Below are 24,715 nucleotides of genomic sequence, written 5' to 3'. Positions count from 1 at the left end.
ACATGAAATTTGCTTTTGCTCCAACTCAAGAACCCAGAGAAAAATCAAAAAAATAACCGCACTTTAAACCCATTTCTCTCAAAGTGCGGTTATTTCCAACGTAATTTTGGCATTAAACGTTTTATGAGCGTTTCATTATTTCAAAAAACTCTTCGTTAGTTTTCGCGACCATTAATTTATCAATCAAGAATTCCATCGCTTCCACTTCACCCATAGGATTAAGAATTTTTCGTAAAATCCACATTTTTTGTAATTCATCTGGTGTGGTGAGTAAGTCTTCTTTACGCGTACCTGAACGGTTGAAATCAATGGCTGGGAATACACGTTTTTCTGCAATTTTGCGTGATAAGTGTAATTCCATATTCCCCGTTCCCTTGAACTCTTCGAAAATTACTTCATCCATTTTCGAACCTGTATCCACAAGTGCGGTCGCAATAATGGTTAAACTGCCGCCTTCTTCTACATTACGTGCTGCACCAAAGAAACGTTTTGGACGATGTAATGCATTGGCGTCCACACCACCAGAAAGAATTTTGCCTGAAGCCGGCGTAACGGTATTGTAAGCGCGAGCTAAACGTGTAATAGAGTCTAGCAAGATGACAACGTCTTTTTTATGTTCAACAGAACGTTTCGCTTTTTCGATAACCATTTCTGCCACTTGAACATGACGCGCAGCAGGCTCATCAAAGGTTGATGCAATCACTTCACCACGTACCGTGCGTTGCATTTCTGTTACTTCTTCCGGACGTTCATCAATTAATAGCACAATCAACTCACATTCAGGGTAGTTATGGGTAATGCTTTGCGCAATATTTTGCAGTAAAACCGTTTTACCCGCTTTTGGCGGAGCAACAATCAGACCACGCTGACCTTTACCGATTGGTGAAGCTAAATCTAAAATACGTGCAGTTAAATCTTCTGTGGAGCCATTACCACGTTCCATACGTAAACGTGAATTGGCGTGTAATGGGGTTAAGTTCTCAAATAAAATTTTACTACGTGAGACTTCAGGTTTGTCATCATTAACTTGATCCACTTTCAACAAGGCAAAATAACGTTCGCCTTCTTTCGGTGGACGAATTTTTCCTTCGACTTTATCCCCTGTTTGCAAGTTAAAGCGGCGGATTTGACTTGGACTAACATAAATATCATCAGGACCGGCTAAATATGAGCTATCTGCTGAACGCAAAAAACCAAAGCCATCGGGTAAAATTTCTAAAACACCGCCGCCAAAAATATCTTCACCGCTTTTCGCGTGTTGTTTTAAAATAGCAAAAACAATGTCTTGTTTACGTAAACGAGCTAAATTTTCTAAGCCCATTTGCCCCTCGCCAAGTTCAACCAAAGTTGATACAGGCGTATTTTTCAGTTCTGTTAAATGCATAATTGAAATGTTGAATTAATTTGATTGGACACTTTGACCAGCATTTTTCTTTAATATGCTGTTTTAGAATAGGCGTAAAGGTATCACTAAATAAGTGTCCTGTCTAGCTTTTCCACGTATTTTCAGCAAAAAGTGCGGTTAAATTTAGGGATATTTTGCATATCATGCTATGCTAGCAGTAATTTTTATTCATACTGAACATTATGACAACAGAACATCTCTCTCAACAACGTTTTGCAGATTTACCTTTAAACTCTCAAGTTCTTTCTGCACTAAAAAATAATGGCTTTGAATATTGCACGCCAATTCAAGCTTTATCCTTACCGATCACCCTACAAGGTAAAGATGTCGCCGGACAAGCTCAAACAGGTACAGGTAAAACGATGGCATTCTTAACGGCCACGTTCCACCACTTACTTGAACACCAGCCCGAATTTATTTCAAACCAACCACGCGCATTAATTCTTGCGCCAACACGTGAACTGGCTGTACAAATTGCTAAGGATGCCGACTTGTTGGTTAAAACAACGCAATTACGCACCGCACTTGCTTATGGCGGTGAGGGTTATGATAAACAACTCAAAGCTATTGAACGAGGTGTAGATATCTTAATCGGTACGACAGGTCGCATCATTGATTACGTGAAGCAAGGAATTATTAGCCTGAACCACATTCAAGTGGTGGTGTTGGATGAAGCTGACCGCATGTTTGACCTAGGATTTATCAAAGATATCCGTTACTTATTACGTAAATGCCCAAGTCCACAACATCGTTTAACCATGCTTTTTTCTGCCACGCTCTCTTACAAAGTACGTGAATTGGCATTTGAAGATATGAATAACCCTGAATATGTGGAAATTGAGCCACTGCAACGCACCGGACACCGTATCAAGGAAGAACTCTTCTACCCATCCAATGAAGATAAAATACCATTGTTGATGACCCTGCTTGAAGAAGAATGGCCGGAACGCTGCATTATTTTCGCCAATACCAAACATGAGTGCGAAAAAATTTGGGGCTATCTTGCAGCAGATGGACACCGTGTGGGGTTGCTAACCGGCGATATTGTCCAGAAAAAACGGTTAAGCTTACTCAAACAATTTACAGAAGGGGAACTCGATATTCTCGTAGCGACAGACGTAGCCGCGCGAGGACTGCATATTCCCGATGTCACCCACGTTTTTAACTACGATCTACCTGATGACCGTGAAGACTATGTTCATCGCATTGGACGAACGGGGCGCGCGGGTGAAAGTGGCGTTTCAATTAGCTTTGCCTGTGAGCAATATGCCATGAACTTGCCGGCGATTGAAGATTACATTGGACATCATATTCCTGTGAGCCAATATGATCCTGATTCATTGATCGAGGATTTACCAAAACCATTACGGATTCCGCGTGGTGAGCAAATAAATACGGGAAGTTTGAAACGCTTTAAGAATAAATAAGAAGTCAATTTGGTGCCCCCAACTGGGATTGAACCAGTGACCAAGCGATTATGAGTCGCCTGCTCTGACCGCTGAGCTATGGGGGCGGAAGAGATTTCGCGAATGCGAAGTGCGGTCGATTATATTGAAATATTGACGTAAAGTCTAGGACAGCGCATAAAATATCAAGAAAAAAGGTCTAGTTTTTGCTAGACCTTTGTTTTATCTGAATGTTATTTGTTCAATTACTATTCATCCAAGAAGCTACGCAAGGTTTCTGAACGACTTGGATGACGTAATTTACGCAATGCTTTGGCTTCAATTTGACGGATACGTTCACGCGTTACATCAAATTGTTTACCCACTTCTTCAAGCGTGTGGTCTGTATTCATATCAATACCAAAACGCATACGTAATACTTTCGCTTCTCTTGGGGTTAAGCCTTCAAGCACTTCGTGAGTTGCGGCGCGTAAACTTTGTGCTGTTGCACTATCCAATGGTAATTCGAGCGTGTTATCCTCGATAAAATCACCTAAATGTGAATCATCGTCATCACCAATTGGTGTTTCCATGGAAATCGGCTCTTTTGCAATCTTCAATACTTTGCGGATTTTATCTTCCGGCATCCCCATGCGTTCAGCCAATTCTTCTGGTGTTGCCTCACGTCCCATTTCTTGTAAACATTGACGTGAAATACGATTTAATTTATTAATCGTTTCAATCATATGCACCGGAATACGAATTGTGCGCGCTTGATCTGCGATTGAACGCGTAATCGCTTGACGAATCCACCAGGTCGCATAGGTTGAGAATTTATAACCACGGCGGTATTCAAATTTATCTACCGCTTTCATCAAACCAATGTTACCTTCTTGAATTAAATCAAGGAATTGTAAACCACGGTTGGTATATTTCTTCGCAATCGAGATCACAAGACGCAAGTTTGCTTCCACCATCTCTTTTTTCGCACGGCGAGCTTTTAATTCCCCTTGTGCCACGCGATCACCAATATCGCGGATTTGCGCAATCGTTAAATTAGTTTCAGTTTCAATATGTTGCAATTTCGCAATGGCTACACGAATATCCTCAGCGTATTTTTCCAGTTTCTCCGCATAAGGTTTATTGCTGTCTAATGCTTTCACTAACCAAGCATCATCTGTTTCTTTTGTCGCATTAAATGCTTTCGAGAAATCCTCTTTTGGCATTTTTGCATAATCCACAACCCAACGCTGAATTTGACGCTCTTCTGCACGAATACGTTTCATGAGGTCACGCATTGGGATCACTAAACTATCGAATTGGCGCGGAACTAAACGGAATTGTGTGAAGATATCCGATAATAACTTCATTTCATCTTTTGCCTTTTTACTTGAACGACCATGTTTTTCGATCATTGCAAGCGTTCTCGCATGTTGCTCTTTAAGTGCAGTAAATTTCTCATGAGCCACTTCAGGATCAATAGAGTTATCACTATCATCACTAGAGCTATCGTTATCATCGCCCTCTTCTTCATCATCAGTATCCGATGAAGCAAGATCGCTGCTTTCTTCCTCATCCCCCAGTTCATCATCTAATTCCGGAGCCACTTCGTCAGTCACTTCATTCGGGTCAACAAACCCCGTAATCAAATCCCCCAAACGTACCGAACCTTCTTCAACTAAAGCATATTGCTCTAGCAAGAAAGACAAGGCTTCCGGGTATTCAGCAACAGTGCTTTGTACTTCATTGATACCATCTTCAATTCGTTTAGCAATATCAATTTCACCTTCACGGTCCAATAACTCAACACTCCCCATTTCACGCATATACATACGCACGGGATCGGTCGTACGACCAAGTTCTGCTTCCACACTAGAAAGCACTTGTGTCGCTTCTTCCACTGCATCATCATCTGTGTCAGTGATATTTTCATTTAAAATTAAATCATCGGCATCAGGTGCAGTTTCTAGCACTTGAATACCCATATCATTAATCATCTGAATAATGTCTTCAATTTGATCGGTATCTACCAATTCTTCAGGAAGATGATCGTTCACTTCTGCAAAGGTTAAATACCCCTGCTCCTTCCCTTGGGCGATTAACAATTTCAGTTGTGATTGTGGATTTTGATCCATAAGAATCCGCCTTTGATTAATTTATGATGTTGACGTTAGAAATAGCAGTAATTTTACCACTAAATCTATGCTTTCTCTAATTTATTTTCTACAGGTCAATAACTGCACAAGTTCTTGTTTTTCTTGGGCGTCTAAACCGCCACTGCGATCCTTGGCAATTAATTCTTCAATTCGTTGCTCTGTTAATTGATTTGCATAGTAAGCCAAAGTATCCACAAAAGTAGTCTCAACTTGTTCATCTTCAATGAGATGATCCCAAATGGCCAGCATTTCAAGAGGCTTTGCAAAATTTGTATCACGATAATGCTCTAAAATCTGCCCCATGGAAATACCCACATTCTCACGGCAAAGCACCGTTAAACTTTCGAGTAAATCTAAACCTGCCACATCGCCTTTTAAGGCTTTAAAAAGACCTAAATCATAAGGTAATTGTGCTAATTGTGGATTTTGTAACAACAATGCCACCATCACTCGCATCGGTGTTCGCTTAATTTCAGTGGGCTTTTTCACCGCACTTTTAGCATAAACTACTGCAGAATGCTCACCTTTAGGGTGCCGTGTAAAAAGTTTCTCCAGTTGACTAGGATTAATAATCCCCAACTTCTGTCCCAAAGCATTTTGCAAATATAAGCGCAAGGTTTCACCAGACACACGATTAATTAAAGGCACAGCCAACGCCGCTAACTTACTTTTTCCCTCTTTCGTTGCCAAATCAATCTGTTGTTTCAACAAATGTTCAAACAAAAATGCTTCCAAACTCTGCGCCTGTTGAATATATTGTTCAAATCCCTCTTTACCGTATTGACGAATATAGGTATCAGGATCCTCCCCATCAGGCAAGAAAATAAATTTCAACTGACGACCATCTTCCAAATAAGGTAACGCATTTTCCAACGCGCGCCACGCCGCATCACGTCCCGCACGGTCACCATCATAACAACAAACAATCTGCTCGGTTGAGCGAAACGCTAATTGAATTTGTTCAGGTGTGGTGGCAGTTCCCAATGAAGCAACAGCATAATTAACCCCAAATTGCGCCAATGCCACCACATCCATGTACCCTTCCACCACCAACAACATGTCAGGACTATCATTCACTTGCAAAGCTTCAAATAAACCATAAAGCTCATTGCCTTTATGATAGGTAAGGGTTTCCGATGAATTCAAATATTTCGGGCGTTCATCCCCCAACACACGTCCACCAAAAGCAATGGTACGCCCACGGCGGTCACGAATAGGAAACATCACACGATGACGGAAAGTATCATAAACCTTACCACGTTCGCTACGCTTTAACATGCCCAAATCAAATAAGCGCGCTTGGTCATCTTTCGTTTGCCCAAACTTATTCAATACAAAATCAAACACATCAGGCACAAAACCGATACCAAAACGTTGAATAACCTCGGCCGACAGACCCCGTTGCTGTAAATAAGCCAATGCACTATCATGTTTAGGCAATTCCGCTTGATAAGTCTGTGCAATCTCTTGCATCAGTTCATAAAGATCTTTTTTCGCTTTGTAGCTAACTTGTGATTTAACAGATTTTTTATCCGCACTTTGCTCGCGAGGAACATCCAATCCAAGCATACTTGCCAATTCTTCTACCGCTTCTACGAATTCTAATTTATCGTAATCCATTAAAAAACCAATGGCATTACCATGGGCACCACACCCAAAACAATGATAGAACTGCTTATTTTTGCTAACGGTAAAAGATGGGGTCTTTTCATGATGGAAAGGACAGCAAGCTTGATAATTGTTCGAACCTGCTTTTTTTAGTTTAACGCGAGAACCCACCACATCAACAATATCCGCCTTCGCAATAATATCATTAATAAAATCGCGTGGAATAAGACCTGCCATAGTGAATCCTCTTGCACCTAAAAAATAAAACTACCTAAAGAAAACAAAACCGCGATCCCACTGGCACCACGGTTTGTTTAACTCGAGTTTTAATTCGTTAACGTGACGAATTAGTATAAACGTGTATTACGTGCATTCTCGCGAGCTACGCGTTTAGCGTGACGTTTTGCACGAGTTGCGTTTTCACGTTTACGAATAGTCGTTGGTTTTTCATAGAATTCACGAGCGCGAACTTCTGCTAAAATACCTGCTTTTTCGCAAGAGCGTTTGAAACGACGTAATGCAACGTCAAATGATTCGTTTTCACGTACTTTAATTACTGGCATATGCCATCACCTCTAATAAAATTTGATAATAAGTTTAAGTTAATTTTGCAAAATTACTGAGCAACTTACTCAATAAGGGTCGCAATTCTACTCTAGTTTAGTAGTAAAAGTAAAGTTTAAATTTAGATCTTAAAGGATCTTTCCTCAAAAATTCACAATCCGGTCACGTTCCATCGCAAGTTAAATGGGATTTTTTTATTTTCTCAAACTTTACCTGATAGAGCGACAATCACACAAAAGTGCGGTAAAATTTCCATTAATTTTGAATACATCGAGAATAAAATGAAAGTCTTAGGCATTGAAACTTCTTGCGATGAAACAGGTGTCGCGATTTATGACACCGAACAAGGCTTAATCGCAAACCAACTTTATACCCAAATTGCATTGCATGCCGATTACGGTGGTGTCGTCCCCGAGTTGGCGTCGCGCGATCATATTCGTAAAACAACGCCATTAATTCAAGCGGCACTTAAAGAAGCGAATCTGGCTGCGGACGAAATTGATGGTATTGCTTACACTGCAGGCCCTGGGCTTGTGGGCGCATTATTAGTGGGTTCTACTATTGCGCGTTCGCTCGCTTATGCTTGGAATATCCCTGCAGTTGGCGTTCATCACATGGAAGGGCATCTACTTGCACCGATGTTAGAACAACCTGAAAATCGACCGCACTTTCCTTTTATTGCCTTACTGGTTTCAGGCGGGCATACTCAATTAGTAAAAGTCGATGGCGTAGGAAAATATGAAGTGATGGGCGAAAGTATTGATGACGCAGCAGGTGAAGCTTTTGATAAAACAGCAAAATTGCTCGGGTTAGATTACCCCGGTGGTGCGGCACTTTCGCGCTTAGCAGAAAAAGGCACAGCAGGGCGTTTTATCTTTCCTAAACCCATGACAGATCGCCCCGGACTAGATTTCAGCTTTTCAGGTTTAAAAACCGCCGCGGCCAATACCATTAATCAAGCCATCAAAGCAGAAGGCGAACTAACTGAACAAACTAAAGCAGACATTGCGCACGCATTCCAAACGGCCGTCGTAGAAACCCTTGCCATAAAATGCAAACGCGCACTCAAAGAAACAGGTTATAAAAGTTTAGTGATTGCAGGCGGCGTCAGTGCCAATAAACAATTACGCCAAGGCTTAGCGGAACTAATGTCAGAACTTGGTGGGCGCGTCTTCTACCCTGCGCCCCAATTTTGCACAGATAATGGTGCAATGATCGCCTATATCGGCGCACTTCGCTTACAAAATGGTGAACACAACGACTTAGCCATTGATGTTAAACCGCGCTGGGCAATGACAGACTTACCGGCAATTTAACGCTCAACAACAAAAAAGCCAGTTTAATTTAAGATAGCATCCTAAATTAAACTGACTTTTAATTTCTTTTTTACTTAGCTATAAGCCCTTTTACTTATCTCACTAGCGCCACAACGTCTCTCACCAAGCGTCCAATTTCATCCCAATTCTTCGCCTTAATCAACGCTTTATCCACAAACCAAGAACCACCACAGGCCACTACATTAGGGATGGCTAAATAGTCTTTGATATTGGCAGGGGAAATGCCGCCTGTCGGCATAATTTGCAAGTGGCTGTAAGGGCCTAGTAAGGCTTTAATCATTTTTACGCCGCCACTGGCTTCCGCCGGGAAAAACTTCACAGCTTGAATCCCTAACTCCAACGCCGCTTCAATCGCCATCGGGTTGTTTACCCCAGGGGTAATAGGCAATTCAAGTTCTTGGCACAGTTTCACAATATTCGGATTAAATCCAGGGGTGACAATACAATCCGCACCGGCATTTTTTGCCGCTACCACTTGCGCCGGGGTTAATACCGTACCGGCAGCAATCAACACATCGGGAAAATGTTGGCGTGTTAAACGGATAGCTTCTTCCCCTGCCGCAGAGCGAAAGGTAATTTCCGCCACAGGCAAGCCATTGTCGGACAAGGTTTTCACAAGGGGTAAAATATCTTGCGCCTCGTCTACCGCAATAACAGGGACGACTTTCAGTTGACGAAGTTTTTCGATAATTTGTTCTGTGCTATAAGCCATAATTTATCCTTTCGTTTTCATCTTTCATTAAATAACGCACGTAAATGCGCGGTGGCGGATTTTTCGATAATTGCGCCTTTGTGTTGAATCACAATACCTGCCAGTTGATTACCTTGTTGACAGCAAATCTTCAGCGGTTTGTTTTGCAAGTAACCCGCTAAAAAACCGGCATTAAAGGAATCCCCTGCGGAGGTGGTATCCACCACCTGTTCTACAGGTATCGTTGGAACAAAATGTTGCACTCCCTTTTCACAAATCGTAGCACCGAGACTGCCTTGTTTCACAATAATCTTCGGAATATGGAATGCGGATAAACGCGTAATTGTTGCTTGTTCATCCACATCGCCCCAAAGCAGACTTTCATCATCAAAGGTGACTAAAGCGACATCCACCAACGGCAACAAGGCTTGATAACATTGCTGAGCTTGCTCAAGGCTTTCCCAAAGTTTCGGACGGAAATTACTATCAAAGGCAATTTCCACCCCTGATTTTTTCCATTCACGTAACTGTTCGAGTAACAAAGTGCGGTCAGTTTCAGGCAAGATAGCAAGACTGATACCACTTAAATAAATCATATCGACATTTTTCAATGCCGATAACACCTTAGGGTAATCCGGATGTTGCAATAAATAACGCGCTGCTGATTGGTTACGCCAATAAAGAAATGTCCGCTCACCTTGTTTGTCGAGCTGAATGAGATACAACCCTGCTGAACGTTCCGCATCTCGCAACACCCAACGAGTATTAATCCCATCCGCCTGCCAATGGGCAATCATCCCTTCACTTAGCTTATCCACGCCTAGTGCAGAGACATAACTGACTTCAATATCATCAGGCGAACTCACCCGAGCCACATAAGTTGCCGTATTAAGCGTATCGCCACCATAGGTTTGACGCATATTCCCAAACGGCTCACCATTCAGCTCGATCATACATTCACCGATTAGGGCGAGTTTTTTCATCATATTCCCCTAAAGCGTTACACCACTTTTAAAAATAGCTAATTCACGAAATTCATTGATTTCATTTTTGGTAGGTTTACCATTCACTGTATCCACTACTAATTCAATGAAATCACGCAGCAACTCGTCCATCGTCATACTATAAACTAATCGACCTGCATCAAAATCAATCCAATGCTTTTTCTTTTGGGCAAGTTCACTATTTGTGGCAATTTTCATGGTTGGTACGAAGCCACCATAAGGCGTACCTCGGCCTGTCGTAAACAATACGATATGGCATCCTGCACCAGCTAATGCACTGGTTGCAACGGCATCATTACCAGGAGCACTCAGTAAATTCAATCCTTTGATTTTTAAACGTTCACCATACTTCAATACATCTACAACCTGGCTATGCCCCGCTTTTTGGGTACAACCAAGGGATTTATCTTCCAGTGTAGTAATACCGCCAGATTTATTTCCAGGGGATGGATTTTCATAAATCGGTTGATGATGTTCAATAAAATATTGTTTGAAATCATTGACCATTTTCACCGTTTTCTGAAAAACATCTTTATTCTTACAATGGCTCATTAAAATTCGTTCGGCACCAAACATTTCAGGCACTTCGGTCAATACGGTTGTACCTCCATGACTAATTAGATAATCCGAAAATTTGCCTAACATTGGATTTGCTGTAATGCCAGAAAAACCATCTGAACCACCACATTCTAAGCCAAATTTCACTTCGCTTAACTTACCTGTTTGACGACGATCTTGGCGCATTATTTCATACAATTGCTGTAATAATTCAACACCCGTGGTGACTTCATCGTCATAATGTTGCGAAATCATAAACTTCACACGGCTATCATCATATTCTCCAAGGCTTTCTTTGAATACATTGACTTGGTTATTTTCACAACCTAAACCAATCACCAATACTGCGCCTGCATTCGGGTGTTTTACCATGTTTTGTAACATCACTTTAGTATTCTCATGATCATCACCCAATTGAGAACAACCATAGCTATGATTAAAAGTAAAGACGCCATCAATATCACTTAAATCATTTTGTTGCATAAACTGTTTTCTGATTTGATTCGCGATCCCCACTACACAACCCACTGTAGGAATAATCCAGAGTTCATTACGAACACCGATATCCCCATTTTTACGACGATAAATTTGTACATTTCTATCAGGTAGTTGTTCAGAAAGTGCGGTCATTTTTGGTAAATATTCATAATCATTAATGTCACTTAGATTTGTTTTTATATTATGAATGTGAATATGTTCACCGGCACGAATATCACATAAGGTATGACCAATAGGATAGCCGTACTTAATGGCATTTTGATTTTGCTTAATATCAACGACTGCAAATTTATGTCCACGTCCGATATTATTTTTTAAAGTGACATTTTGTCCTTCAACATCAAGTAATAGACCTGCAGATAAATCCTGCAAGGCAACTGCTACATTATCTTGATTGTGAATTTTGATAAACTGCTTCATCATCAAATCTCCACTTAATCCATACAATATTGACGTAATGCCTGACGCATACCTTTTTCCAAAATCGTTTCTAATTGCGCACTAACGACATCAACTAATTGTGGAATCTGACTCAAATCTTGTTCCCAATGCGTTTCTTGTTTTAGAACATTTTGTACAAGTTGAACTAATGATAACTCACCGGCCGAAACTTGTTGCCACCATGTTTTAAAATTCATTAACCAATGTTCATCATCTTGCAATGGAATGTCCTGCCCATCTCGTTCGCCACGATAAAAAGCAATTAATGCCGCTAATGCAAAGGTCAAGTGCGGTGGTAATTTCTGATATTTTTCTATATAAGCCAATAGCTGTGGCAAATTACGTGTGCGATATTTCGTCATACTATTTAACGAAATAGAGAGTAATTGATGTTGGATGAATGGATTTTGGAAACGCTTAATGACGGCATTAGCGAATTGTTGCAATTCTTCTTTTGGTAATGACAACACAGGGATAATCTCTTTATCCATTGTATTTTGAACAAATTGACATAATTCTGCATCATTCATTGCTTCACCTACAGTATTGACACCTGAAAGATAAGCAACTGGAACTAAAGCGGTATGCGCGCCATTCAAAATGGCAACTTTACGCTCTTTATAAGGCTTAATGTCATCTACAATTAATACGTTCAAATTAACTTGATCTAAACGTAATAGTTGTTTTAACGATTGTGGACCTTGAATAACGAATAAATAGAAATGTTCTGCTGTATCTAAGAAACTATCTGTGTAACCTAACTCGTTTTCTAACTCTGCTGCCTCATTGCGTGGATAGCCTGTTACAATACGATCAACTAATGTGGAACAAAATGTATTAGCTATTTCTAACCATTCAATAAATTCATTTGAAAGCTGCCACTGTTTTGCATATTTCAAAACGAGTGTTTTTAACTGTTCACCATTGTAATCAATTAATTCACAAGGAATAATCACAAAACCATGTGCCTTATTTCCATTCACTACGGTAAAGCGTTCAAATAATAAACGCGTTAATTTTGCTGGATAACTCGCCGCTGGTTTATCATCAAATTGATCATTTTCGTTATAACTAATTCCAGCTTCTGTCGTATTTGAGAAAATAATTTTGATATCTAAATTATGGGCTAACTGTAAATATTCATCATAATTTTGATAAATATTAATCTCATTATTGACAGAACGAATAATTCGACTTTCTTTTACTTTTTCTCCACGCTCATCTAATCCACGAATAATAGTGGTATAGAGTCCATCTTGAATATTTAATAATGGTGGAAAATCAGTATTAATTGGGCGAACTATAGTAACACCTGCATCTAAATCAGTCTTTTCATTTAATATATCAATTTGCCAATCAATAAATGCCCGTAAAAAGTTTCCTTCGCCAAATTGAATAATTTTAGTTGGATGTTGACGACCTGGGAAGTTGGTGCGGTTTAGTTGTTTCATTTTATTTCTCCTAATTATTGTGCTACGCCATAAACTAAATTCGGTAACCATGTTGAAATTAAAGGAATATAGGTAATCAATAATAATTCAACAATTAACAGCCCCCAGAATGGAATAACATCTTTAATAAATTTCTCAATAGGTACTTCGGTAATAGAACAAGTTGTGAACATCACTGTACCTAACGGTGGGGTAATCGTGCCAATTGCACCATTGAAGATAAACACAATACCAAAATGAATAGGGTCAATACCGTATGAATGAGCAATCGGAGCAAGTAATGGAGCAAGCACAATCATAATTGCATTGCCTTCTAAGAACATTCCTAAAATTAATAATGCTACGTTTACTAACATTAAAAATGCTAATGGACTATCTACAACCGTTGTCATCCATCCAGCCAATGCTTGTGGTACACGCTCCCAAGTTAAAAATTTTGAAAATGCAACCGCAACACAAATAATGAGTAGCACATTGGCAGCACCCAATGCAGATTCCCGAGTTGCTAGCCATAATTTTTTCATATCCATATTTCGGTAAATAAACATACCTAAAATTAACGCATAAATTACCGCAACTGCACCGGCTTCAGTTGGTGTAAATACCCCCATACGAATACCACCGATGATGATAACCGGAAGCAAAAGAGCTAATACTGCATCTTTAGCTGATAAGGCAATCTCTTTACAGCTGGCTCGTTTTTCACGAATCGGCAAATAACCCCGTTTTTTAGAGATAATAGAGACTAAGATCATCATCAAGATACAAAGCATGGTTCCTGGAACAACACCAGCTAAAAATAAACGACCAATTGATACATTATTTACGTAGCCATAAATGATCATTGCAATTCCAGGTGGAATAATTGGTGTGATTAAAGAACCTGCCGCAGTCACTGCTGCTGAAAATGATGCACTGTATCCACGAGCAACCATTTGTGGTACAAGCAATTTAGAGTTCATTGCAGCATCTGCAATATTTGAACCCGATAACCCACCCATTAACGTACTTAATGCAACATTAACTTGAGCTAAACCACCATTCATATGCCCAGTTAAAACCTCACAGAATTTTAGTAGTCGTTCACTAATTCCAGTGTGATTCATAAAAACACCAGCCATAATAAAAAATGGTATCGCAAGTAATGTAACACTTTCTAAACCACCAGCTAATCGTTGGATTAAAATAACCATAGGTTGATGGCTCATTAAGAAATAACTTAAGGTAGAACAGAAAATACAAAATGCAACAGGTGTTCCAATAATAAAAAGAATTAATAATATTGAAATAGGAATAATCACGTCCATAATTTAATCCCCTTTATTTATTTTGAAGTAATACACAATTTTTCTTAACTCATAATAGAGCATAAATAACGCACTAATTGGGATAATGGCGTAAATATAAATATAAGAAAATTGCAATGCAGGCGTAAAACGCATTTTTGACATAGGTAATAATTTAAAACCTAAATAGATCATAAAACCCAAACAAAAAATCATGATTAATGGTTGGATTACACCATCAATAAAATTAGCCACTTTAGCTGGTATTTTTGTTAATAGATAATCAATACGAATAAGTTCATTATTTTTACATAATGCACTCGATGCTAAGAAAGTGAACCAAATAAAGAAAACAACACAAATTTCTTCAACCCAAGCGCTTGGTGTATTCAAGAAATATCTCATAATTACACCGTAGCCAGAAAGAAGTACGATTAATGCTAAGAAAAATGACGCGAGTATTTCATCAATATCACTTAACCAAAATTTCTTTTTATGAATTTTCATATTCATAAATACCACCTTTTTCATAGAAGGTATCTGCACCTACAGATACCTTAATCTCGGAAGCAACTAGAATTGTTCTAGTTTTTCTTGAACATTTTTATATAAATTTGGTGACCACTCAGGGAAACCTGTTGAAATAACTCCCCCTACGGCTTTTTCAAATGCAGGCAAATCGACTTCTGTAATAGTGACTCCAGCCGCTTTTAGCTTGTCTAATGCTTCTTTTTCAGCATCATTTATTAATGTTGCCCCAAAAGCGACCATTTCACGGCTGGTATCAACGATAATTTTCTGTTGCTCTGGTGTTAAGCTATTCCAAAATGTTGTACCAGCAACAAATGGTGACATATGTTTAGTGTGAGCGGTTAAACTTAAATTTTTTGCGACTTCATAGAATTTACCACCAAATAAAACTACAGCAGGATTTTCTAAACCGTCAATAATCCCTTCTGATAAACCGGGGTACACATCAGATAATGACATAGGTGTTGGAACACCCCCCATCGCTTTAATTGTTTCAAGGAATAAACGGGAATGTTGAACACGAACTTTCACACCTTTTAAATCTTCAGGTTTAGTGACTAATTTCTTCGTTAATAGATGACGAGTACCGTAAACTACATCAGGCACAATAATATGCACATCGTGTTTATCTAATTTTGCACTGAGATCTTTAAACCAATCAGAATGTAATAATTTAGATTTTTTCTCAAAAGACTGACTAATATAAGGGGCGTTAATAACACCAAGATCAGGAACAAGATCCATAAGTGCGCCATAGTCACTAATAGTAATAATGTTGGAACCAAATTTTGCTTGCTCCATAATTTCTGTTTCACTGCCTAACTGACTAGATGGAAACAACTTAAATACAATGTCTCCATTCGATTTTTCTTTTACTTTATCAGCCCAAAAATGCATGGCTTTATCAATCGGCTCACCAGGTTGATTACCGTAAGCAATCATAATTTCTGTTTCTGCTAAAGCATTAACAGAAAGCCCTAACAAACTTGCAGAAAGAAGCGTTTTAAATGACTTAGTTAGTAGTTTCATAATGTCCTCTCATAATTTAGGCTAGGTTAAGTTATTAATGAATAATCACGCTTTTAATTAACGCTTTATTCTTCGTAATTTTTTCTTCATAGATATCTGCTAAATCATCATACTTAAAAGTATGAGTTAACATCATATTGGCTGAAATTTTGCCCTCAGCCATTAAACGCTGAACCTTTTCAAAATCTTCTAAAGTCGCGTTACGACTTCCCATAAGAGTGGTTTCTTTTTTATGGAAATCAGGATCGTTAAATTCAATTGTTCCTTTATGTAATCCCACAAAAACAATCCGTCCCCCATGACGAATTAAATATACCGAATTATTCATCGCTTTTTGATTGCCTGTTGCATCAATAACCACTTCAGGTAAACGACCATTAAAATAATCTTCAATTTTTTCATTAATAGGATCTATAGCTGGAACTTCGGGAATATTGGCTTGAATATGGGCTCTACGTTCAACACTAGTATCCGCGATCACAACATTTGCTCCATCAGCATGAGCAATTGCTGCAGCGCCCAACCCTATAGGACCTGCTCCAACAACAAGTACATCAGTCCCTTTAGAAATCTGAGCTCGGCGTACAGCATGCGCACTAATCGCAAATGGTTCAATGAGTGCACCAGTAATATCATCAACATTATCAGCGATTGGGATAACATTAATTGCAGGAGCAGAGACATACTCACTAAATGCACCATCTTCATGAACACCAATAACGGAGATTTTTTCGCAACAATTTGTTTTTCCGCACAGACACGCTCCACATTTCCCACAAGATACATAAGGAATTAATGCCACACGTTGCCCAACTTTGAGATGACTAACATTTTTACCTATTTCAGAAATAATTCCACTTGCTTCATGACCTAGAACACGTGGATATTCAAAAAACGGTTGATTACCACCATAGGCATGAATATCTGTCCCACAAATACCTATCGCGGATATTTTCATTACAATACCGTCATCTTTAGCTACCGGTGTATCCCATTCTTCGTAAACTAATTCATGGGGTTGTTTACAAACTAATGTTCTCATTGTGATACCTCAAAATATAAAGTAAGAATTAATGTCAACGCCATTATTCTAAAGATATTCCAAGAAATCTTATTTTCATTGTAGAATTGTGAGTAAGAAATTGTTTTTCTGCTTTTTATCGGCTTTTTATTTTGTGGTGGGCTATGGCGAAGAATTTAAACGTTCGAATTGATATTATTAATCAGCTTATTGATGCATGTATGACTAAACAATTTGAATACTACCTACCATCGCAAACCAATCTTGCTGCTATTTATAATGTCAGTAGAACAACGATTAAACATGCTATTGATTATCTTGTTGAAAAAGGGATATTTAAAATTGATGATGGTTTAGTGATCATTTTGCGCACACCAACAGATGCGGATAAACAGTCCTATATACAAGTTAATAACTCAAATGGAAATAACTTTCTTCAGTTAGAAAGCTACTTTCAAAGTGCGGTACAAAAAAAGCATATAAAGCCAAGTGATATTTTTACAGAATTACAGCTCGCCAAGGCAGCTAAAGTTGATGTACAAACTGTGAGAGCTTATCTTACGCAATTTTCTCGTTTTCATTTAGTGACTCAATTAGGACATGGACAATGGAAGCTTTTAGAATTTACGCAGCATTATGCGGATAAACTATTCGAATTGAGAGAAATGCTAGAATGTCATGCGCTAAAATGCTTTATAGAGTTGCCTAAAGATGATATTCGCTGGGTTGATATGAAATTTTTATACGAAGAACACAAGGAACTTAGCAAAGATATTGTAAATCGTTATACTGATTTTGCTTTGCTGGATCATCGATTTCATTCCTTACTGTTATCCGCAGCCAATAATCCATTTATTAATGATTTCATTGATCTCATATCACTCATATTTCATTTTCATTATCAATGGGATAATCGAAATTTACAGACACGCAATATTCTTGCTGTATCAGAACATATCACGATCTTAGTCGCTATTTTGTCAAAAGATTATGAAACTGCAAAAAATGAACTTAAACGCCATTTACAAACAGCTAAAAAAACATTAATCGCTGGCATATCAGTAAGTTAATTCAATAATACAAAACCCACGCCTAAACGTGGGTTTCCCTTACCAAACAATCACAAAATCATGCATCTTTCGCCATTTCAAATTCAATTAACATCATCAAAATATGAATAACCTTGATGTGGATTTCTTGGATACGGTCGGCGTAGCGGAAATGTGGGACGCGGATTTCTACATCAGCCAAACCTGCCATTTTTCCACCGTCTTTCCCTGTCATAGCAATGACTTTCATGCCTTTTGCTTTTGCGGCTTCAATGGCGTTAAGTACGTTTTTTGAGTTGCCTGAGGTGGATAAACCAAATAAGACATCGCCTTTTTGACCTACCGCTTCGACATAGCGTGAGAAGACGTAGTCATAACCAAAATCGTTACTCACGCAGCTTAAATGGCTCACATCTGAAATCGCAATAGCTGGGTAGCCCGGGCGGTTTTCACGGTAACGACCTGTTAATTCTTCCGCAAAGTGCATGGCGTCACAATGGGAACCACCGTTACCGCAAGATAATACTTTACCGCCTTGTTTAAAGCTGTCTGAAATTAACAATGCCGCTTCTTGAATGAGCTTGATGTTATTTTCATCAGCAATAAATTTTTGTAATACGTCTTGGGCTTCTAATAATTCTGCTTTTACTTGATCTAGGTACATAAAGTTCTCCTTTTGAATTGAATTTTTTTCTCTCATTTCTCCGTTAATAGAGATCGAATTTCGCCTTTGGCGACCTACTTTTCTTTGCTCGTGCAAAGCAAAGTAGGCAAAAGAAACACGCCCCGGTTTTGCCGCTTTTTCCTTTTTTCCTGCTGATTTTTTTAACGCTAAATTCCAGAACTCGCTTCGCTCAAACATACTGAATTTAGCTAAAAATCAGCAGGAAAAAAGGGCGTCAAAGACGGGGACTAACAGTTCTTTAGTATAACAAAAACTTTGAAAAAATTGACCGCGCTTTTGAGATTTATTATCAATTTAATAAGGTACTCAATAAGTTCAACATAAATTCCAACCGCCCTTTCACTTGCTCCAAATTACAGCTAAATCGGAATTTAGTTGGTCCGTCAAATTTATATACCGCTGGTTTTTCTTTAATGAGCGTTAAGAACTTCATTGGGTCTAAATCTGCAGTTGGGTTGAACTCAATAAATCCGCCATTTGCCGTCGCGTCAATTTTGATGACTTTAAGTTGTTTCGCCAGTAAGCGCAACTCGGCAATCTGCATTAAATTCTTTGTCGCTTCCGGCAATAAACCGAAACGGTCAATAAGTTCGACTTTTAACTCATCTAGTGCCGCTTTATCTTCTGCACCTGCAATACGCTTGTAGAAGGACAAACGCATATTGACATCGCCAAGATAGTCATCAGGTAGCAGGGCCGGCACACGTAAATCAATTTCCACTTGCTGTTGTGTGAGTTCGTCTAAACTTGGTTCGCGTCCTTCTTTCATGGCTTTCACCGCACTTTCCAGCAATTCCATATACAAGCTAAAACCAATGCTTTCAATTTGTCCGCTTTGCTCGGAACCAAGCAGCTCGCCTGCGCCACGAATTTCTAAATCGTGAGTGGCTAAAATAAAGCCCGCACCAAGATTATCTAAACTTTCCAAGGCTTCCAGGCGTTTTACTGCGTCTTTGGTCATTAATTTTTTGTGTGGGGTAAGCAAATAAGCATAGGCTTGATGATGGGAACGCCCGACTCGACCGCGTAATTGGTGCAACTGTGCCAAACCAAAGTTATCCGCACGTTCAATAATGATAGTGTTCGCCGTTGGCACGTCAATACCTGTTTCAATAATGGTTGAACACACCAGCACATTAAAACGTTGATGATAAAAATCGCTCATGACACGTTCTAATTCGCGCTCGCGCATTTGCCCGTGCCCAATGGTGACGCGTGCTTCTGGCACAAGTGCGGTCAATTTTTCTGCACAATTTTCAATACTTGCTACATCATTGTGCAAATAATAAACCTGACCACCACGCAAAATTTCACGCAAAATTGCTTCACGCACCACTAAATCGTCTTTTTCACGCACAAAGGTTTTAATCGTTAAGCGGCGCGCCGGCGGTGTTGAAATAATGGATAAATCACGAATACCGTTCATCGCCATATTTAAGGTACGCGGAATCGGCGTTGCGGTTAGAGTCAAAATATCAATATTGGCACGAAGTTGCTTGATTTTCTCTTTTTGACGCACGCCAAAACGATGTTCTTCATCAATGACTAGCAAACCTAAATCGTGGAATTTCACATCAGACTGAATAAGTTTGTGGGTTCCAATCAAAATATCCACTTTGCCTTCCGCCAACTCCTCCAACACTTTTTTCTGTTCTTTCGCCGTTTTAAAACGAGAAAGCACTTCCACGTTCACCGGCAAATTGGCAAAACGATCACGGAAATTTTCGTAATGCTGTTGAGCTAACAAGGTGGTGGGGACTAAAACTGCGACCTGCTTATGGTTCATCACAGCCAAAAATGCGGCGCGCATGGCCACTTCAGTTTTGCCAAAACCTACATCGCCACACACAAGACGATCCATGGCTTTAGGTTGGCACATATCCGAAATTACAGCGTTGATCGCCATTTCTTGATCTAAGGTTTCTTCAAATGGGAAGGTGGCGGCAAATTGCATAAATTCATCGCGATCATACTTAAAAGTAAAACCTTTTTGTGCTTCCCGTTGGGCATACACATCCAACAACTCGGCGGCAACATCTCGAATTTTTTCCGCGGCACGTTGACGAGCTTTGCTCCAAGCATCTGAACCTAGTTTATGCAATGGTGCGGTTTCATCGTTGCCGCCTACATAACGGCTAATTAAATGCAAACTGGCGACAGGCACATATAATTTAGCGTCATTGGCGTAGGTCAACAACAAATATTCCGCTTTCACGCCACCATTTTCGATAGTCACTAAACCGCCGTAACGCCCTACGCCGTGTTCTAAATGTACCACCGCTTGCCCTATTTTGAGTTCTGCAAGATTGCGAATTAATGTATCGGGGTTAACGGATTTGCGTCTATCACGACTGCGTTGCTGAACGCGTTCGCCCAACAATTCTGTTTCGCAAATCACCGCAATTTTCACCGCACTTTCAGCTTCAATAATAAAGCTATGGGCAAGGCGACTTACCATTAAACTGAAATGTTGTTCTTCGGCGTGAGATAGCGTCTTAATTTGTTTAGGTTTCAGTTTGAGTGGTTTTAATAAATCCAACAAGGTTTCACGGCGACCTTCTGTTTCCACCGAAAACAGAATTTTTCCGTCAAATTGTTCGATAAATTGGCGCAAAGGTTGTAACGGTTCTTTTTGTTGTGCTTGCAGTTGCACTTCAGGCAACGCTGAAACCGTCAGATTTTTTTGTCGCACCGACGCGCGAGCCACTTTTTCTTCTTTAAACGTTAATTTAGGGTATTGTTTTAAATGACGATTAATTTCATCTATTTTGACCCAAAGCTTAGCCGGCTCGAGCAAGGGACGCATGGGATCCACGCGGCGACTTTCGAAACGTTGTTCTGCATCCGCATAAAAACGTTCTGCTTGAATTGGATTGCGTTCAAAATCAATAAATAAGGTATTTTTTGGCAAGTAATCAAACAAGGTGGCCATTTCGGCGAAAAACAAAGGTTGCCAATATTCAATCCCTGATGCTAAGGTACCTTTGGAGATTTGTTGATAAATATGTTCAGGATCGCGGCGAATTTCGCCAAAAGTATCGCGAAATTGGGTGCGGAACAATTCGATCCCTTTTTCATCCGTTGGGAATTCGTGGGCCGGCAATAAATTAATACTTGGAATAGCTTCCAAGGTTCGCTGTGTATCCACATCAAAGGTGCGAATACTATCAATTTCGTCATCAAAAAAATCTAAGCGAAAAGGCACCGCACTTCCCATTGGAAACAGGTCAAGTAACGAACCGCGCACCGCAAATTCCCCGGGTTCAAGCACTTGCTCAACGGCGCGATAACCTGCATTTTCCAGTTGCAAACGTAAACGTTCGATATTTAAACGATCACCATTTTTCACCAACAACACATTATTCTGTAGAAAAGAAGGTGGACAAAGGCGTTGCATGAGCGTGTTAATCGGTAAAATTAAAACCCCCGAATTGGCTTGTTGCAAATAAAACAGCGCGCTTAAACGGGTTGAAACAATTTCTTGCGTAGGCGAAAAGGCATCGTAGGGCAAGGTTTCCCAGTCTGGAAAGAGACGAATTTCGCCTTGATAAAAATCCGCTAAAACGCGCTCTAAACGCACCGCACTTTTGTTGTCAGGCGTTACAACCACGGTCAATCCTTTGTAATTTTGCGCCACTTGGCTAATGGCAAGGCTGTCTGCGCCTTGCAACACGTTGCCAAGAATTTTGTGATCCTTAGGTTCCGTTGGAATATCAAGATTAAAATACTGCGTGATCATTTATTCTTTTACGCCTTTTACTAAGTAATTAATTTGCCAGGTTAAAAGTTGTTTATAGGCTTGAATGCGCGCCCGTTTTTTATCGCTCACCGCTTTCAACTCACCAACCCAGAGATTGTCGGGATAAAGTGCGGTCGGGTTTTGCCAAGAATATTGTTCAAGATGCTCACCATCACTCACCCCTTCGCTATCCGCATAAAGCCCTTCGTTATAAGCAAAAGCATAGTTTTCATTGTCTTGCTCCGCTAACAAATTACGTCCGCCAAGGTTCCAGTATTCCGCATCCGATAGGCTCAAATGGTACAAGGTTGGCATAATATCCTTGTGCGAACCAATACGATTTGGATCAAATTTAAGAGCAAGTTTGCCTTGTAATTCCGTTGGAATATGAATATAAAACGGTACGCCTTTCGCCATAAAATTCTGTTTTGGCGCGTCAAAACGTACACAACGCACGTGATGATCCCCAGTGGCGGCAATAATAGTTCGATTTCCCACCGCACTTTGCGCCACTTGCGTAATAAATTGCCCCAAGGCGTTATTGGCATATTGGTAAGTGGAAAGGGATTTACGATTTTCTTCTTCGTTGCCAAATTTTCCCGCTAACACATTCGGATTAATACGCGCCGCTTGATAATGTTTCGGGACTTCATAGGGCGGATGATTAGTCATACTTAAGATATTGATGAACAAAGGTTCATCGCTTTCTTTCAGTAATTTTTCTGCCAAGGCAAAAGCATATTCATCGGCAATGCCCCAATAAGACATTGTCGATTTTGCTTCGGGAAAGGCTTCGATAATGTCATTTTGGTCATAACATTCATCTACCCCCTGCAACGGCAAATAGTTGCCCAAGTTGCGCCACATTAAACCACCTGACGTGATAAATATCGTACGATAGCCTTGTTGTTTATAGGTTTTAAAAGGGCTGTAAGGTAACGAGATTTGCTGCGCTGCCGATTGACTAATATTTTGAATGGGGCTGTAAAAATACAGCGAAGCCAAGGTTGGTGCGGTGCCGTCATAATCAGAAATAAACCGTTTGAATACAAAATCGCGTTCAAAGTGCGGTCGTAATTCGCCCAATAAATCGTTGGTTTCAGGGTTATCTAAAACCAGATAGTTCGTACCAAAACTTTCCATTAAGGCAAATACAACATGAGGTTTAATCTCTTCCAATGCAGGATTAACAGGCGTACGCTCAAGCAAGCTATCTGTGCCAAAAGCTTGTTGCATTAAGGCTTTGCCTTCGTCTAAATTGACGGCATCAAAATGAATATTGCGTTTACGATCTTTGAACGCCCATTCCATGGCAATTACGCCATTTGGGACTAATTTATTGATAACGGCTAAAGAAGACACTTGGGCGTGATTTTTGCCTAATGGTGTGGAATGAATTGTGCCACGGGCAAAAAAGGCTAAGGCAAGGAATGTGCCTACAAAAAGCAACGTGGACACAGACCAATGGGCATCCAAACCTAAAAACCAGCCGTATAACGCGTGATAAACAAAGCCGGCGGGAAGCACTGCCAATAGCAACACGGCGAGAGAGCCTGAAATAACAGGATAATCGTCATAGATATTTTTTAACACGGCTTTGGTATCGTCTTCTACTAGGCCGAACATAAACATATCGTAATAATTGTTGTAAGTTTTATAGTAATAAAAGTTGCCTGCCACAATACCAATGAGCGCGATAGCAAAAATTAAGATATAAATTGCCCAGAAAAGTGCGGTGGTTTTTAAGCTTAAAAATGAAAAAGTTGCTGCACCAAAAAGAAAAAATGGCGCAAGAATAATGGCGATAACTTTTGCATCAAATTGCGCACCGCGGCGCATCATTCGCGTTAAAGCGGATTGATATTGTTTATTTTGGCGAATATCGGTAGAAATAAATGCTTTTACCATACGGTAACGGTGTAAGAAAAGAATTCCTTGAAAATAAGCAAATAAAATCCAAAGGGTAAAAATTAAAGCAACGAGAGACAAAACGAAATTCCTACGAATAAATATCAATAGTTGCGAAGTATAACGAAATTAAAATTGAAGTTCAAAGGAAGATAAGAAAGAAGTGGTGGGCGATACCGGTCTCGAACCAGTGACCCCCTCCTTGTAAGGGAGGTGCTCTCCCAACTGAGCTAATCGCCCTTCATTTTTATTGCTAGACTGCATCAGTTTTTTGCATACTAGCTTCAAAAAATAATAGGTTTAGATTTTATGGCATTAAGTGGTGGGCGATACCGGTCTCGAACCAGTGACCCCCTCCTTGTAAGGGAG

17 protein-coding genes, 2 tRNA genes and 1 pseudogene are annotated in these 24,715 nt (G+C 39.8%); 3 read left to right on the top strand and 17 right to left on the bottom strand.

What is annotated here, in order from left to right; translation table 11 throughout:
- Nucleotides 1-121: 121 nt before the first annotated feature.
- Nucleotides 122-1,384, bottom strand: a complete 1,263-nt coding sequence (gene rho, locus Q0O89_RS04565) for a transcription termination factor Rho (RefSeq protein WP_115636640.1) — start codon at nucleotides 1,382-1,384, stop codon at nucleotides 122-124.
- Nucleotides 1,385-1,587: 203 nt separating this feature from the next.
- On the opposite strand from rho, the pseudogene rhlB reads away from it, so the two are divergent.
- Nucleotides 1,588-2,790, top strand: a pseudogene (rhlB, locus tag Q0O89_RS04560) (ATP-dependent RNA helicase RhlB); the annotation flags it as partial.
- A 52-nt stretch (nucleotides 2,791-2,842) separates the two neighbouring features.
- Here the strand turns inward: rhlB and Q0O89_RS04555 are convergent.
- The 4 genes from Q0O89_RS04555 to rpsU all read right to left on the bottom strand — a co-directional run bounded on the left by Q0O89_RS04555 (nucleotide 2,843) and on the right by rpsU (nucleotide 7,117).
- Nucleotides 2,843-2,918 (bottom strand) — tRNA-Ile (locus Q0O89_RS04555).
- Between the two features lie 141 nt (nucleotides 2,919-3,059).
- Nucleotides 3,060-4,925, bottom strand: coding sequence for an RNA polymerase sigma factor RpoD (gene rpoD / locus Q0O89_RS04550; protein ID WP_293730504.1), 1,866 nt, complete (start codon nucleotides 4,923-4,925; stop codon nucleotides 3,060-3,062).
- Between the two features lie 81 nt (nucleotides 4,926-5,006).
- The gene (gene dnaG, locus Q0O89_RS04545; RefSeq protein ID WP_293730503.1) at nucleotides 5,007-6,791 is read right to left on the bottom strand and encodes a DNA primase; all 1,785 of its coding nucleotides are present in this window, start codon (nucleotides 6,789-6,791) and stop codon (nucleotides 5,007-5,009) included.
- Nucleotides 6,792-6,901: 110 nt separating this feature from the next.
- Nucleotides 6,902-7,117, bottom strand: coding sequence for a 30S ribosomal protein S21 (gene rpsU, locus Q0O89_RS04540; protein WP_005701713.1), 216 nt, complete (start codon nucleotides 7,115-7,117; stop codon nucleotides 6,902-6,904).
- Between the two features lie 282 nt (nucleotides 7,118-7,399).
- On the opposite strand from rpsU, the gene tsaD reads away from it, so the two are divergent.
- Entirely contained in the window at nucleotides 7,400-8,434 is a 1,035-nt protein-coding gene (gene tsaD / locus Q0O89_RS04535; protein WP_293730501.1) for a tRNA (adenosine(37)-N6)-threonylcarbamoyltransferase complex transferase subunit TsaD, read from the top strand.
- A 94-nt stretch (nucleotides 8,435-8,528) separates the two neighbouring features.
- Here tsaD and Q0O89_RS04530 read toward each other — a convergent pair whose 3' ends face one another.
- From Q0O89_RS04530 to Q0O89_RS04495, 8 genes are read right to left on the bottom strand one after another with little or no spacing between them, the layout of a single operon-like run.
- Nucleotides 8,529-9,167: a bifunctional 4-hydroxy-2-oxoglutarate aldolase/2-dehydro-3-deoxy-phosphogluconate aldolase gene (locus Q0O89_RS04530; RefSeq protein WP_293730500.1), complete on the bottom strand. Its 639-nt coding sequence runs from the start codon at nucleotides 9,165-9,167 to the stop codon at nucleotides 8,529-8,531.
- A gap of 17 nt (nucleotides 9,168-9,184) precedes the next feature.
- Nucleotides 9,185-10,129: a sugar kinase gene (locus Q0O89_RS04525; RefSeq protein WP_293730499.1), complete on the bottom strand. Its 945-nt coding sequence runs from the start codon at nucleotides 10,127-10,129 to the stop codon at nucleotides 9,185-9,187.
- Nucleotides 10,130-10,138: 9 nt separating this feature from the next.
- Nucleotides 10,139-11,626: an altronate dehydratase family protein gene (locus Q0O89_RS04520; RefSeq protein ID WP_366516017.1), complete on the bottom strand. Its 1,488-nt coding sequence runs from the start codon at nucleotides 11,624-11,626 to the stop codon at nucleotides 10,139-10,141.
- 14 nt (nucleotides 11,627-11,640) lie between these two features.
- The gene (locus Q0O89_RS04515; RefSeq protein ID WP_293730497.1) at nucleotides 11,641-13,098 is read right to left on the bottom strand and encodes a tagaturonate reductase; all 1,458 of its coding nucleotides are present in this window, start codon (nucleotides 13,096-13,098) and stop codon (nucleotides 11,641-11,643) included.
- A gap of 14 nt (nucleotides 13,099-13,112) precedes the next feature.
- Entirely contained in the window at nucleotides 13,113-14,405 is a 1,293-nt protein-coding gene (locus tag Q0O89_RS04510; RefSeq protein ID WP_293730496.1) for a TRAP transporter large permease, read from the bottom strand.
- 3 nt (nucleotides 14,406-14,408) lie between these two features.
- Nucleotides 14,409-14,897 (bottom strand): TRAP transporter small permease, encoded by a 489-nt coding sequence (locus Q0O89_RS04505; protein ID WP_273392708.1) that lies wholly within the window; start codon nucleotides 14,895-14,897, stop codon nucleotides 14,409-14,411.
- Between the two features lie 60 nt (nucleotides 14,898-14,957).
- Nucleotides 14,958-15,944 (bottom strand): C4-dicarboxylate TRAP transporter substrate-binding protein, encoded by a 987-nt coding sequence (locus Q0O89_RS04500; RefSeq protein ID WP_293730495.1) that lies wholly within the window; start codon nucleotides 15,942-15,944, stop codon nucleotides 14,958-14,960.
- A gap of 34 nt (nucleotides 15,945-15,978) precedes the next feature.
- Entirely contained in the window at nucleotides 15,979-16,986 is a 1,008-nt protein-coding gene (locus Q0O89_RS04495; RefSeq protein ID WP_293730494.1) for a zinc-binding alcohol dehydrogenase family protein, read from the bottom strand.
- Between the two features lie 143 nt (nucleotides 16,987-17,129).
- Between Q0O89_RS04495 and Q0O89_RS04490 the strand changes: the two genes are divergently transcribed.
- Complete coding sequence (locus Q0O89_RS04490) at nucleotides 17,130-18,035, top strand: GntR family transcriptional regulator (RefSeq protein WP_273392698.1); 906 nt, start codon at nucleotides 17,130-17,132, stop codon at nucleotides 18,033-18,035.
- A 58-nt stretch (nucleotides 18,036-18,093) separates the two neighbouring features.
- Here Q0O89_RS04490 and lpcA read toward each other — a convergent pair whose 3' ends face one another.
- The 4 genes from lpcA to Q0O89_RS04470 form a co-directional block, all read right to left on the bottom strand.
- On the bottom strand, nucleotides 18,094-18,678 hold the full coding sequence (lpcA, locus tag Q0O89_RS04485) for a D-sedoheptulose 7-phosphate isomerase (protein ID WP_135708927.1): 585 nt from the start codon (nucleotides 18,676-18,678) through the stop codon (nucleotides 18,094-18,096).
- A 310-nt stretch (nucleotides 18,679-18,988) separates the two neighbouring features.
- Nucleotides 18,989-22,438 carry a transcription-repair coupling factor gene (gene mfd / locus Q0O89_RS04480; protein WP_293730493.1) on the bottom strand — a complete coding sequence of 1,150 codons (3,450 nt, stop codon included), beginning with the start codon at nucleotides 22,436-22,438 and terminating at the stop codon, nucleotides 18,989-18,991.
- Nucleotides 22,439-24,427 (bottom strand): LTA synthase family protein, encoded by a 1,989-nt coding sequence (locus Q0O89_RS04475; RefSeq protein WP_293730492.1) that lies wholly within the window; start codon nucleotides 24,425-24,427, stop codon nucleotides 22,439-22,441.
- Between the two features lie 83 nt (nucleotides 24,428-24,510).
- Nucleotides 24,511-24,586 (bottom strand) — tRNA-Val (locus Q0O89_RS04470).
- Nucleotides 24,587-24,715 lie beyond the last annotated feature (129 nt).

Source organism: uncultured Actinobacillus sp., from assembly GCF_945915845.1.
In the GTDB taxonomy this organism is placed as follows: domain Bacteria; phylum Pseudomonadota; class Gammaproteobacteria; order Enterobacterales; family Pasteurellaceae; genus Exercitatus.
This window is presented reverse-complemented; position numbering and strand designations above follow the sequence as displayed.

Excerpts from the sequence above, each read along its gene's own strand:
- rho (WP_115636640.1), bottom strand. The coding sequence starts at position 1,384 with ATGCATTTAACAGAACTGAAAAATACGCCTGTATCAACTTTGGTTGAA.
- rpoD (WP_293730504.1), bottom strand. The coding sequence starts at position 4,925 with ATGGATCAAAATCCACAATCACAACTGAAATTGTTAATCGCCCAAGGG.
- dnaG (WP_293730503.1), bottom strand. The coding sequence starts at position 6,791 with ATGGCAGGTCTTATTCCACGCGATTTTATTAATGATATTATTGCGAAG.
- rpsU (WP_005701713.1), bottom strand. The coding sequence starts at position 7,117 with ATGCCAGTAATTAAAGTACGTGAAAACGAATCATTTGACGTTGCATTA.
- tsaD (WP_293730501.1), top strand. The coding sequence starts at position 7,400 with ATGAAAGTCTTAGGCATTGAAACTTCTTGCGATGAAACAGGTGTCGCG.
- Q0O89_RS04530 (WP_293730500.1), bottom strand. The coding sequence starts at position 9,167 with ATGGCTTATAGCACAGAACAAATTATCGAAAAACTTCGTCAACTGAAA.
- Q0O89_RS04525 (WP_293730499.1), bottom strand. The coding sequence starts at position 10,129 with ATGAAAAAACTCGCCCTAATCGGTGAATGTATGATCGAGCTGAATGGT.
- Q0O89_RS04520 (WP_366516017.1), bottom strand. The coding sequence starts at position 11,626 with ATGAAGCAGTTTATCAAAATTCACAATCAAGATAATGTAGCAGTTGCC.
- Q0O89_RS04515 (WP_293730497.1), bottom strand. The coding sequence starts at position 13,098 with ATGAAACAACTAAACCGCACCAACTTCCCAGGTCGTCAACATCCAACT.
- Q0O89_RS04510 (WP_293730496.1), bottom strand. The coding sequence starts at position 14,405 with ATGGACGTGATTATTCCTATTTCAATATTATTAATTCTTTTTATTATT.
- Q0O89_RS04505 (WP_273392708.1), bottom strand. The coding sequence starts at position 14,897 with ATGAATATGAAAATTCATAAAAAGAAATTTTGGTTAAGTGATATTGAT.
- Q0O89_RS04500 (WP_293730495.1), bottom strand. The coding sequence starts at position 15,944 with ATGAAACTACTAACTAAGTCATTTAAAACGCTTCTTTCTGCAAGTTTG.
- Q0O89_RS04495 (WP_293730494.1), bottom strand. The coding sequence starts at position 16,986 with ATGAGAACATTAGTTTGTAAACAACCCCATGAATTAGTTTACGAAGAA.
- Q0O89_RS04490 (WP_273392698.1), top strand. The coding sequence starts at position 17,130 with ATGGCGAAGAATTTAAACGTTCGAATTGATATTATTAATCAGCTTATT.
- lpcA (WP_135708927.1), bottom strand. The coding sequence starts at position 18,678 with ATGTACCTAGATCAAGTAAAAGCAGAATTATTAGAAGCCCAAGACGTA.
- mfd (WP_293730493.1), bottom strand. The coding sequence starts at position 22,438 with ATGATCACGCAGTATTTTAATCTTGATATTCCAACGGAACCTAAGGAT.